Origin of the sequence: Cupriavidus sp. KB_39, from assembly GCF_052114485.1 — a bacterium.
Lineage (GTDB): Bacteria > Pseudomonadota > Gammaproteobacteria > Burkholderiales > Burkholderiaceae > Cupriavidus.
In genome coordinates this window covers 25,968-37,770 of the sequence record NZ_JBFREV010000049.1, presented here as the reverse complement: position 1 = coordinate 37,770, position 11,803 = coordinate 25,968, and the positions used below count along the sequence as shown (strand labels likewise).

Annotated in this window: 10 protein-coding genes; 6 read left to right on the top strand and 4 right to left on the bottom strand. The window is 68.1% G+C overall.

Going from position 1 to position 11,803, the window contains the following annotated elements; genetic code table 11:
* Positions 1 to 120 precede the first annotated feature (120 nt).
* From AB4Z27_RS25930 to AB4Z27_RS25920, 3 genes are read right to left on the bottom strand one after another with little or no spacing between them, the layout of a single operon-like run.
* Complete coding sequence (locus AB4Z27_RS25930; protein ID WP_441645594.1) at positions 121 to 984, bottom strand: ABC transporter ATP-binding protein; 864 nt, start codon at positions 982 to 984, stop codon at positions 121 to 123.
* A 1-nt stretch (position 985) separates the two neighbouring features.
* Positions 986 to 2,029 carry an ABC transporter substrate-binding protein gene (locus AB4Z27_RS25925; RefSeq protein ID WP_255370888.1) on the bottom strand — a complete coding sequence of 348 codons (1,044 nt, stop codon included), beginning with the start codon at positions 2,027 to 2,029 and terminating at the stop codon, positions 986 to 988.
* Between the two features lie 37 nt (positions 2,030 to 2,066).
* Positions 2,067 to 2,936, bottom strand: coding sequence for a TauD/TfdA dioxygenase family protein (locus AB4Z27_RS25920; RefSeq protein WP_441592862.1), 870 nt, complete (start codon positions 2,934 to 2,936; stop codon positions 2,067 to 2,069).
* A 235-nt stretch (positions 2,937 to 3,171) separates the two neighbouring features.
* Between AB4Z27_RS25920 and AB4Z27_RS25915 the strand changes: the two genes are divergently transcribed.
* The 5 genes from AB4Z27_RS25915 to AB4Z27_RS25895 all read left to right on the top strand — a co-directional run bounded on the left by AB4Z27_RS25915 (position 3,172) and on the right by AB4Z27_RS25895 (position 8,344).
* Positions 3,172 to 4,167 (top strand): aliphatic sulfonate ABC transporter substrate-binding protein, encoded by a 996-nt coding sequence (locus AB4Z27_RS25915; RefSeq protein ID WP_092296967.1) that lies wholly within the window; start codon positions 3,172 to 3,174, stop codon positions 4,165 to 4,167.
* Positions 4,168 to 4,341: 174 nt separating this feature from the next.
* Entirely contained in the window at positions 4,342 to 5,433 is a 1,092-nt protein-coding gene (pdhA, locus tag AB4Z27_RS25910) for a pyruvate dehydrogenase (acetyl-transferring) E1 component subunit alpha (protein ID WP_441645593.1), read from the top strand.
* A complete protein-coding gene (locus tag AB4Z27_RS25905) occupies positions 5,426 to 6,403 on the top strand; it encodes an alpha-ketoacid dehydrogenase subunit beta (protein ID WP_441645592.1) in 978 nt (325 codons plus the stop codon). Before pdhA ends, AB4Z27_RS25905 begins: the two co-directional genes overlap by 8 nt.
* Positions 6,404 to 6,412: 9 nt before the next feature.
* On the top strand, positions 6,413 to 7,534 hold the full coding sequence (locus AB4Z27_RS25900) for a dihydrolipoamide acetyltransferase family protein (protein ID WP_441592861.1): 1,122 nt from the start codon (positions 6,413 to 6,415) through the stop codon (positions 7,532 to 7,534).
* A 156-nt stretch (positions 7,535 to 7,690) separates the two neighbouring features.
* Positions 7,691 to 8,344 carry a peroxiredoxin gene (locus tag AB4Z27_RS25895; protein ID WP_092296955.1) on the top strand — a complete coding sequence of 218 codons (654 nt, stop codon included), beginning with the start codon at positions 7,691 to 7,693 and terminating at the stop codon, positions 8,342 to 8,344.
* A gap of 301 nt (positions 8,345 to 8,645) precedes the next feature.
* Here the strand turns inward: AB4Z27_RS25895 and AB4Z27_RS25890 are convergent, their stop codons facing one another.
* Positions 8,646 to 9,608 (bottom strand): chemotaxis protein, encoded by a 963-nt coding sequence (locus AB4Z27_RS25890; protein ID WP_092296952.1) that lies wholly within the window; start codon positions 9,606 to 9,608, stop codon positions 8,646 to 8,648.
* A 498-nt stretch (positions 9,609 to 10,106) separates the two neighbouring features.
* Between AB4Z27_RS25890 and AB4Z27_RS25885 the strand changes: the two genes are divergently transcribed.
* Entirely contained in the window at positions 10,107 to 11,507 is a 1,401-nt protein-coding gene (locus AB4Z27_RS25885) for an NCS2 family permease (protein ID WP_441645591.1), read from the top strand.
* Positions 11,508 to 11,803 lie beyond the last annotated feature (296 nt).

Here is an 11,803-nt window from a genome sequence, read left to right as displayed (position 1 = left end):
CGGCGGTGTTCCTTCCCCTCTCCCGCTTGCGCGACGGGGAGCAAAGCGGCGGTGTTCCTCCCCTCTCCCTCTGGGAGAGGGGCCGGGGGAGAGGGTGGGCGTCTCTACGAAGTCGAAACGCTACGCGTGCGCCCTGCCCCGCTCGCCAGCGGTCTCTGCCGGCTGATCGAACAGCATCTGGTGGATGCGCTGCGCGGCGGCCTGGAAATCGGCGCTGCCCTGGCTGGCCAGGCTGAACTGGTGGCTGTTGAGTTCCGCGCGCACGCGGCCCGGGTGCGGGGACAGCAGCAGGATGCGGTTGCCGACCACCAGCGCCTCCTCGATCGAATGGGTCACGAACAGCAGCGTGAAGGCGGCGTCGTGCCACAGTTCGAGCAGTTCCTCCTGCATGCGGCGCCGGGTCAGCGCGTCCAGCGCGGCGAACGGCTCGTCCATCAGCAGCACCTTGGGCCGCATCGCCAGCGCGCGGGCAATCGCCACGCGCTGTTTCATGCCGCCGGATAGCGTGTGCGGATAGGCATCGGCGAACTGTGCCAGCCCCACCTTGTTCAGGAAGTGCAGCGCCACCTCGGCGGCCTCGGCGGCGCCCATGCCGCGCGAGCGCCGCARCGGGAACATCACGTTCTGCTTCACCGTCTTCCACGGCGGCAGCTGGTCRAATTCCTGGAACACGACGATGCGGTCCGGCCCCGGCGCCGCCACGCGCCGCCCTGCCAGGCGGATCTCGCCCTCGGCTGGCGGCACGAAGCCGGCCACGGCCTTGAGCAGCGTGGACTTGCCGCAGCCGGACGGGCCCAGCAGCACGAAGCGATCYCCGCCATGCACGTCGAAGCTCACGCGRTGGGTGGCRCGCACCACGCGCGCGTCGGTGCGGTATTCGAGCGAGACGCCATCCACCTGCAACAGCGGCGCAGACGGTGACGAAGACGGCGACCGGCCCGGAATCACGCGCAGATGCGCGCCTGGGTGCAGCGGTTCAGACATGTCAGCTCCCCTGGGCCGTGGCCGGGTCCTGGAAGAAGTAGTCCTGCCAGGTCTTCGGCTGGTTCTTGATCGCCCCCACGCGGTGCATGAACTCGGCCAGCGCGAAGGTGTTCTGCGGCGTGACCTTGAACTGCACCTGCGGGTTACGCAGAATCTTGACCAGCAGCGCGCGGTCGATCTTGGCCTTGTTCACGCGGATATAGAGGTCGGCGGCGGCCTCCGGATTGGCGGTGGCGAACTGCGCGGCCTCGGCCAGCGCATCGACGAAGGCGCGGTAGGTCTTGGGGTTCTCGTTGCGGAACTTCTCGGTGGCGTAGAGCACGGTGGCGGAACTCGGCCCGCCCAGCACGTCATACGAGCTGAGCACGATGCGCGCGTTGGGGTTGCCGGCCAGCTCCTGCTCCTGGAACGGCGGGTTGCCGAAGTGGCCGGTGATCTCGGTGCCGCCGGCGATGATGGCCGCCGCTGCGTCCGGGTGGGGCACGGCCACGGTCCATTTGTCGAGCCGGTTGAATTCCTTGTCGCCCCATTGCTTGGCGGCGGCCAGTTGCAGCACGCGCGACTGCACCGACACCGTGACGGCCGGCAGCGCGATGCGGTCCTTGTCGGAGAAATCGGCAATCGACTTCACCTTGGGATTGTTGCTGACGAGGTAGTACGGGAAGTTGCCGAGCGAGGCCACGCCCTTCACGTTCTGCTTGCCGTGCGTGCGGTCCCACACCGTCAGCAGCGGGCCCACGCCGGCGCCGGCGATGTCGATGGCGCCCGAGAGCAGYGCGTCGTTGACGGCGGCGCCGCCCGAGAGCTGGGTCCATTCCACCTTGACRTCCACRCCCTGCTGCTTGCCGTGCTTCTCGATCAGTTGCTGGTCCCGGGCCACGTTCAGCAGCAGGTAGACCACGCCGAACTGCTCGGCAATGCGCAGGCGGCCCTCGGCGTGCGCCACGCCGGTCAGGGCGAGGCTGGCGCACTGCCCAATCAGTACGGTCAGGACGGCGGCGGCGGCGCGGCGTTTCAGGGTCGTCGAAAGAATGGACAGGGACATGCAGGGGCTCCGGATGGATTTCGGTTCGGTGTCGCGTTCAGAACGGCGTATCGCCTTCGATGGTGGTGCGGTACATCACGCGGCGCAGATGGTCGGGCGTGCCGGCGGCCAGATGCAGCAGCGAGCGGTTGTCCCAGAACACGAGGTCGTTCGGCTGCCACTGGTGGCGGTAGACGTGCGCGGGCTTCACGCTATGGGCGAACAGCTCGTCCAGCAGCGCGCGGCTTTCGTCCTCCGGCAGGCCGGCGATGCGCGTGGTGAAGTGCTCGCTGACGAACAGCGCCTTGCGGCCCGTCTCCGGATGCGTGCGCACCACCGGCTGGAGCACCGGCTTCACCTGGGCGATCTGCTCGGGCGACAGGTTGGGYCGCCACGGGCTGCGCGCCTGCAGTTCGGCGTAGCGCGCCAGGTAGGTGTGCTCGGCCTGCAGGCCCTCCACCCGGCGTTGCAGGTCGGCGGGCAGCGCGTCCCAGGCGGTGTGCATATTGGCGAACAGCGTGTCGCCGCCCTCCTCGGGCAGCTCCCGCGCGTGCAGTAGCGAGCCGAGGCTGGGCTTCTCCTTATAGGAGAGGTCGGAGTGCCAGAAGTGGCCGGCATCGCCCAGCCCGATCGGCTTGCCGTCTTCCACCACGTTCGAGACGATCAGGATCTCGGGATGGCCGGGCAACTGGAACTGGTGCAGCACGTGGATCTGCAGCGGGCCAAAGCGGCGGCTGAAGTCGATTTGCTGCGCGGGCGTGATGCGCTGGTCGCGGAAGACCACCACGTGGTGGTCCAGATGGGCGCGATGGAGGCGCTGGAAGTCCGTCGGGGACAGCGGCTGGTTCAGATCGAGCCCRATCACTTCCGCACCAAGCGCGGCGTCGAACGGGCGGATCTCGAAATCCTGGAGGGTGGCAGTCGTCATGGCAATGCGCTTCTCGGCTTCTTGGGGGACCGGGGAACGGGAGGGGAACCGGGTACAAGCTATGCACTGTAAAGAGCGGGCGATATCGGAACAACGAATGAAATCGCGCGCGGTTATGCGGTTGTCGCATATGGCGCCAATCCGCATAAGCAAAGGCGGGAAGCTTCGTTCGCCACGCGGGCGCTGGCGGCTAGGCTGGCGGGTTAGACACCCACCCGAACGAAGGAAATCCGCCATGTCGCACGAATCTGACGCCACCCGCGACCCCACCCGGCGCCGCCTGGTCCTGGCCGGCCTGGGGAGCGCCGCGCTCCCGCTGCTGTCGACCCTGTCGAGCCTGTCGCACGCGGCCGATGGCGCCGAGACGCTGCGCATCGGCTACCAGAAGTCCTCCACGCTGATGATCTGGCTGAAGTCGCGCGAGACSCTGGAGAAGGCCCTCGCCCCGCTGAAGGTGAACGTGCAGTGGCACGAGTTCACCTCGGGCCTGCCGTTGCTGGAATCGCTGAACGTCAACAACCTCGACCTSACYGCCGATGTGGCGGACGCGGTGCCGCCGTTCGCGCTCGCCGCCGGCGCGCAGCTGACCTACTACGCCATCGAGACGCCCTCGCCCACGGCGCAGGCCATCGTGGTGCGGCAGGACTCGCCGATCCGCACCGTCGCCCAGCTCAAGGGCCAGCGCGTGGCATTCGCCAAGGGCGCGGGGGCGCACTACCTGCTGGTGGAGGCGCTGGCCGAAGCGGGGCTGTCCGTGCGCGACATCGAACCGGCCTACCTGACGCCCGCCGACGCCCGCGCGGCCTTCGAGCGCGGCAGCGTGGCGGCCTGGGTGATCTGGGACCCGTTCCTCGCAGCAGTGCAGCGCCAGGCCAATGCCCGCATCCTGCGCGATGGGACGAAGCTGGCCAGCTACCGGCGCTTCTATCTCGCCGCCACGCCGTACGCGAAGCGTCGGCCCGACGTGCTGGCCGTGGTCTATGACGAACTGCGCCGTGCAGGCGACTGGATCAAGCGCAACCCGGGTCCGGCGGCGGCATGGCATGCGCCGCTGATCGGGCTCGACCCGGCCACCGTGGAGGCCGCCAACCTGCGCCGTACCTATCAGGTACAGGCCGTGGACGCCGCCTCGCTCGAGGAACAGCAGCGCATCGCCGACGCCTTCGCCGCGCAGTCCATCCTGCCGAGGAAAGTGACCGTGGCGGCCTCGCCGGTGTGGAAGCCGGTGTAAGGCGCCGAAGTCAGCCGTCCTCAGTCCCCCGGTAAGCCGATCCGCCGCCCCGTGCGGCAGCGCACGCCCGCTCCCCGCATCCGTGCCCTACACTCGAAGGCAGCAGCGTCCACAAGATGCTGCGCCGCACAGGGCACCGCGAACCTGACAGGGTTCCAACACGGGGACATCCACATGGACACTGTTGCGCGCTTCGAGATCGGCCTTACCCGCTACCTTTCCGCCCAGGGCACCGCCAGCCCAGACCTTCCCCCCTTCGCCCGCGACCCGGCCGCGCTGCTGCCGCTGTATCGCGCCATGGTGCTGACCCGCCAGTTCGACCTCAAGGCCATCGCCATGCAGCGCACGGGCCAGATCGGCACGTTCGCGTCCGCGCTCGGGCAGGAAGCGATTGGCGTCGGRGTGGCCTCCGCCATGCTGCCGGACGACGTGCTGGTGCCGTCCTACCGCGACCACGCCGCGCAGTTTGTGCGGGGCGTCACCATGACCGAGAGCCTGCTGTACTGGGGCGGCGACGAGCGCGGCAGCGGCTTTGCGGCGGCGCCGCATGACTTCGGCAACTGCGTGCCGATCGGCACCCAGGTGGGCCACGGSGCCGGCGTGGCTTATGCGTTCCAGCTGCGCGGGCAGCCCCGCGTGGCGGTGACCATCGTCGGCGACGGCGGCACCTCCAAGGGCGATTTCTACGAGGGGATGAAYATGGCCGGCGCGTGGCACGTGCCGCTGGTCATCGTCGTCAACAACAACCAGTGGGCGATCTCCATGCCGCGCAGCAAGCAGACCGCCGCGCAGACGCTCGCCCAGAAGGCCATCGCCGCCGGCATTCCCGGCGAGCAGGTCGATGGCAACGACGTGATCGCGGTGCGGCACCGCGTGGGCGAGGCRATCGACCGCGCCCGGGCCGGCGGCGGCCCCACGCTGATCGAGGCCGTGACCTACCGGCTGGGGGACCACACCACGGCCGACGATGCCTCGCGCTACCGCGACGAAGCAACGGTCAAGGCCGCCTGGGCGCAGGAACCCATCGTGCGGTTGCGCGACTACCTCGCCGCGCAGGGCGCCTGGGACCCGGGCCGGGAGGAGGCGCTGATCCGCGAATGCCAGCAGGCCGTGGCCGCTGCCGTGGACGCCTACCTGGCCCTGCCGCCGCCCGACACCGGCGCGATGTTCGACTGCCTCTACGCCACCCTGCCCGCCGCGCTGGAAGCCCAGCGCGAGATGGCGCGCCAATATCAGACGACCCCGCCAGGAGCCCATCATGGCTGAACTGCATCTGGTGGAAGCGGTGAACCTGGCGCTGGCCCACGCGCTGGCGCAYGACCCGGACGTGGTGCTGCTGGGCGAGGACATCGGCGTCAACGGCGGCGTGTTCCGCGCCACGGTGGGCCTGCAGGCGCGCTTTGGCGAGGCGCGCGTGATCGACACCCCGCTGGCCGAAGGCGGCATCGTCGGCGCGGCCATCGGCATGGCGGCGATGGGACTCAAGCCGGTGGCCGAGATCCAGTTCGCGGGCTTCATCTACCCGGCCATCGACAACATCCTCAACCACGCCGGCCACATGCGCCACCGCACGCGCGGCCGGCTGGGCTGTCCGATGGTGGTGCGCGCGCCGAGCGGGGCTGGCATCCACGCGCCCGAGCATCATTCCGAAAGCCCCGAGGCGATGTTCGCSCACATRCCGGGCATCCGCGTGGTCATGCCRTCCTCGCCCGCGCGGGCCTACGGGCTGCTGCTGGCGGCCATCCGCGATCCGGACCCGGTGATCTTCCTGGAGCCGACGCGGCTCTACCGGCTGTTCCGGCAGGAGGTACCCGACGATGGCGAGGCGCTGCCGCTCGACGCCTGCTTCACGCTGCGCGACGGTGCCGACCTCACGCTGGTGAGCTGGGGCGCGATGCTGCAGGAGACGCTGGCCGCCGCCGACCAGCTGGCCGACGAAGGCATCGGCGCCGCCGTGATCGACGTGGCGACGCTGAAGCCGCTCGACATGGACACCATCCTCGAATCCGTGGCCCGCAGCGGCCGCTGCGTGATCGTGCACGAGGCGCCGCGCACGGCGGGGCTCGGCGCGGAGATCGCGGCCAATCTGGCCGATGCCGGCCTCTATTCGCTCAGCGCGCCGGTGCAGCGCGTGACCGGCTACGACACCGTGGTGCCGCTGGCCCGGCTGGAGCACAGCTACCTGCCCTCCGTGGCGCGGATTGTCGATGCCGCGCGGCGCGCGCTGGCGGCCTAGGAGACGTTCATGCGGACCTTCAAGCTGCCCGATCTGGGCGAGGGATTGCAGGAAGCGGAGATCGTGGCGTGGCACGTCAAACCCGGGGACAGCGTGGCGGCGGACGAGCCGCTGCTGTCCGTGGAGACCGCCAAGGCCATCGTCGAGATTCCATCGCCATTCAGCGGCCAGGTGGCCAAGCTGTTCGCGCAGCCGGGCGATATCGTCCACCTCGGCGCGCCGCTGGTGGGCTTCGAGGGGGTCGGCAGCGCCCAGGACGATGCCGGCACCGTGGTGGGCGCGGTGAAGGTCGGCACGCAGGTGCTGGCGGAAGCCGCCGCGCCGCTCGGTCCGGGTGGCGCGCACGGCATCAAGGCCACGCCGGCGGTGCGGGCGCTGGCGCGCAAGCTGTCGGTGGACCTCGCCATGGTCACGCCCTCCGGCCATGACGGCCTGATTACGGCCACGGACGTGCAGCGCGTGGCCACCACGCTGGCCGATCTCGGCCCGGCCGAAGTGGTGCGGGGCGTGCGCCGGGCGATGGCCCAGAACATGGCCCGCGCACAGAGCGAGGTGGCGGCGGCCACGGTCATGGACGATGCCGACCTGCACGCCTGGCAGCACGATGCAGGCCCGGGCAACGACATCACGATCCGGCTGGTGCGCGCGCTGGTGGCCGGCGTGCATGCCGAGCCGGGGCTCAACGCGTGGTACGAGGGCCAGAGCGGGCGGCGCCATGTGCTGGAGCGGATCGACGTCGGCATTGCTGCCGACCTGCCCGAGGGTCTGTTCGTGCCGGTGCTGCGCAACGTCGGCAAGCGCGACGCCGCCGACCTGCGCACCGGGCTCGACCGCATGCGCGCGGACATCATCGCGCGCACCATCGCCCCGGAGGAGATGCGCGGCAACACCATCACGCTGTCCAACTTCGGCATGATCGCGGGCCGCTACGCGGCGCCSATCGTGGTGCCGCCCACGGTGGCCATCCTYGGCGCCGGGCGTATACGTGACGAAGTGGTGGCGGCCGGCGGCCAGCCCGCCGTGCATCGCGTGATGCCGCTCTCGCTGACCTTCGACCACCGCGTGGTCACGGGCGGGGAGGCGGCGCGCTTCCTGCGCGCGGTGATCGCGGACCTGGAGCGGCCGGCGTAGCGTGCCCTTCCCCCCTCCAAAATGTGACGCCGAGACTACGCCGACCATACGCCCGTGGAGGGAGTTTTTTCACCGTGTAATTCCTATACTGGAGTTCCCCGGCGACGCCGGCAGCCCAATCATCCACCTGGCCCTGACTGAAACAAGGAGTGCGACATGGCAATTCGACTAGGCGAAGAAGCCCCTGACTTCACCGCTGATACCACGGAAGGCAAGATTCGCTTTCACGAATGGATGGGTGACAGCTGGGCGATCCTGTTYTCGCATCCGAAGGACTTCACCCCGGTCTGCACGACCGAGCTGGGCTACATGGCCAAGCTCAAGCCCGAGTTCGACAAGCGCAATACCAAGATCATCGGCCTGTCGATCGACCCGGTTGACGACCACCAGCGCTGGGCCAAGGACATCGAGGAGACCCAGGGCAGCGCGGTCAACTATCCGATGATCGGCGACGCGGACCTGCACGTGGCCAAGCTGTACGACATGATTCACCCCGAGGCTAGCGGCGGCAAACGCACCGCCGTGGACAACGCCACGATCCGCTCGGTGTTCATGATCGGCCCGGACAAGAAGGTCAAGGCCATGCTGGTCTATCCGATGAGCGCGGGCCGCAATTTCGACGAGGTGCTGCGCCTGCTGGACTCGCTCCAGCTCAACGCAAAGCACACCGTGGCCACGCCCGTCAACTGGAAACCGGGCGAGGACGTGATCATCCCGACATCGGTCTCGGACGACGATGCGAAGAAGAAATATCCACAGGGCTTCAAGACGCTGAAGCCGTACCTGCGTACGGTGGAGCAGCCGAAGTAAGCRGCTGATGTAAACAGSGGAGAGCCGGGGCRGGCGGGCGAAGAATGCGAACGAGAGCTATCCACAGTTCCAGTGGATAATCGCCCACCCCGCGACCCGCAAACCCGCGCCAGCATTGGAAAGAGCTGGACTGCCCGATTTTTATGCAACTGGTTTCGGAGAGGGGAGGCGTTGCTCCCCTCGCCCGCTTGCGGGAGAGGGGTTGGGGGAGAGGGCAAGTGGTTCTCGATGCGACACTGCATGTTGAACCGCCGGCCCTCTCCCCTGCCCCTCTCCCAAAGGGAGAGGGGAAAAGACGCGTTTACGGATGGCGGGCCATCACGCCGCGGATGGTGTCCGCGAGATCCTTCGCCAGGAATTTCGACACATAGGCATCGGCGCCGACCTTGCGCACGTGCTCCTCGCTGGCCTCGCCGGAGAGCGACGAGTGGATGACCACCGGCAGGGACTTGAGCCGTGCGTCGCTCTTGATCTTGCGCGTGAGCGTGAAGCCGTCCATCTCGGGCATTTCCAGGTCGGTCAGCACCAGCGCGATCTCGTCGCGGATGGTCTTGCCCTGCGAGGCGGCGAGATCGGCGATGCTGCCCAGCATCTCCCATGCCTCCTGGCCCGTCTTGGTCATCACCACCTGCACGCCCATCGCCTTCAGGCCGTTCTCGATCAGGCCGCGCGCCAGCGCCGAGTCATCGGCGGCCAGCACCTTGGTGCCAGGGCGCAGGTTCAGCGCCGGGCCCACGGTGGCTGGGTCCACGTCCGGCTGGCGGGTGGGCAGCACATCGCGCAGGATCTGCTCCACGTCGAGCACCTGCACCAGACGCGGGTTCTCGCCGCCGACATCGAGCTTGGCGATGCTGGTCACCAGCCCGCCCTTGACGCTCGTCTCGGCCGAGATCACCTGGCTCCAGTCCAGGCGCACGATCTCTTCCACGGCTTCCACGGCAAAGCCCTGGGTGGAGCGCGCGTACTCCGTCACCAGCATGATGTTCAGGCCGGACTTCGGCTGGCACTCCAGCAGGCGCGGCAGGTCGATCACGGGAATCACCTGGCCCCGGATGTCGGCCATGCCGAGGATGGACGGCTCGGCGCCCACCACGGTGGTCACCGACGGCATCACCAGGATTTCGCGGACCTTGAATACGTTGATGCCGAACAGTTCGGATTGCCCGCTGTTCGCCGCGTCGCCAAGTCGGAACAACAGCAGTTCGAACTGATTGTTGTTGGTCAGGTTCGTGCGCTCGTCAATGTCTCTCATCGCGCTGGTCATCGTGCTTGCTCCGCTGCTGGCTGGGGGTGACTATGGGTAAATGGACAGGTGTTGCCAAAGGTCTATCGGCGCCGCCGCCGGGACCTTTAGCGATCCCGCCCGCTTTCCGGCAGGATGCCCCGGCCATGTGACCGGAACCTACCTTCCAGGGCCCATCGAAGGCCAAAATCGCCGTCCGGCCGTCCACCGAGGGAAATCCCTGAGCCTCCGGAAGCACCGCAAACCCGTGGTTATTCGGCGCCCCGCATGTTCCGCATCGCGCCCCGATGATGAAAGCGGCGCAGCGCTCCCCTACCGTTGAGCCTCGCCGGATCCTGCCCGCCAGAGGCAGCCGACCGGCCACCGGCCCCCGGGCCGGACACCGAGGAAAGAGACGCCCGCACCCCGAGCACCGATGCCACCGGGACCTCCGCCCTCGCACCCAGAACCACGTGAGACAAGCTGACGCCGTATCCGTACGCGGACCGGCGCGGCGCCCCTGCAAGGAGGCAGACCATCATGATCGAACAGCCGTATCCGTCCGTCACGGACGTGGATGACGTAGCGCACGCGCAGGGCACGCGCGCCGGCAGCGCGGGAAAAATCGACGAGTATTTCCAGATCAGCGCACGCGGCAGTACGCGGCGCCGCGAGGTGGTGGCCGGCACCACCACCTTCATGGCGATGGTCTATGCCGTGTTCGTGGTGCCGGGCATGCTCGGCAAGGCCGGCTTCGACACCAGCGCGGTGTTCGTGGCCGTGTGCCTGACCACGGCGTTCGGCTCGCTGCTGATGGGGCTCTGGGCCAAGCTGCCCATCGCCATCGGCTGCGCCATCTCCCTCACCGCCTTCATGGCCTTCGGCCTCGTGCTCGGACAGAAGCTCTCTCCCGAGGTGGCGCTCGGCGCCGTGTTCCTGATGGGCGTGGTCTTCACGGCGATCTCGGTCACCGGCGTGCGCGCCTGGATCCTGCGTAACCTGCCGGCCGGCGTGGCCCATGGCGCGGGGATCGGCATCGGACTTTTCTTACTGCTGATTGCCTCGAACGAGGTCGGCCTGGTGGTCAAGAATCCCGGCCCCGGCCTGCCCGTGCAACTGGGCCACATCACGGCGTTCCCGGTGGTGATGTCGGTACTCGGGCTGGCGGCGATCTTCGGCCTGGAGCGCCGTCGCGTGCCGGGCGGCATCCTGCTGGTCATCATCGTCATCTCGGCGCTGGGCCTGATGTTCGACCCGGCCGTGAAGTACACCGGCGTGTTCGCGCTGCCGAGCCTGTCGACGCCCGGCCATGCCTCGCTGATCGGTGCGATGGACATCCGCGGCGCGCTGTCCGCCGCCGTGCTGCCCAGCGTGCTGGCGCTGGTGATGACCGCCGTGTTCGACGCCACCGGCACGATCCGCGCGGTGGCCGGCCAGGCCAACCAGCTCGACGCCACCGGCCGCATCCATAACGGCGGCCGCGCGCTGACCGCCGACTCGGTCAGCTCGATCTTCTCGGCGATGTTCGGCGGCGCCCCGGCGGCGGCCTATATCGAGTCCACCGTGGGCGTGGCCGCCGGCGCGCGCACCGGCCTCGCAGCGGTGACCGTCGGCGTGCTGTTCCTGGCCGTGATGTTCTTCTCGCCGGTGGCCGGGCTGGTGCCGTCGTACGCCACGGCGCCTGCGCTGATGTACGTGGGCCTGCTGATGCTGTCCAGCGTCAGCCGCCTGCATATGGACGATCTGGTCGATGCCATGGCCGGTCTGGTTTGCGCGGTCTTTATCGTGCTGACCTGCAATATCGTCACCGGCATCATGCTCGGTTTCTGCACGCTGGTGATTGGCCGAATCGTCTCGGGCGAATGGCGCAAGCTCAATATCGGCACCGTGGCCATTGCCGTGGCGCTGGCCGCCTTCTATGCCGGAGGCTGGGCAATCTAAGAAATGTCCGATCCCATCGGTCAACGATGTGTGCGGTACCACCCTGGGTAACCAGTGGAATTCGCAGCCCCCGGAGTCTTTCCCTCCGGGGGTTTTTTTCTTGCCGAGTCGCCAAAAATATCAGTGCCGCCAATCCTGCGCGGCGCCTGTCATGCGCGGCGATTTTCGCTCCRCGATTTCGGCATTGGTCGAGATTCGTCGGCATTCGTCGAAATGCATCGACATTGAAATTCGTTCAAATCCGAAAATACGGACTTGCGTAGTCCGATTCAGATCCCACATCTGGAACAAACGTT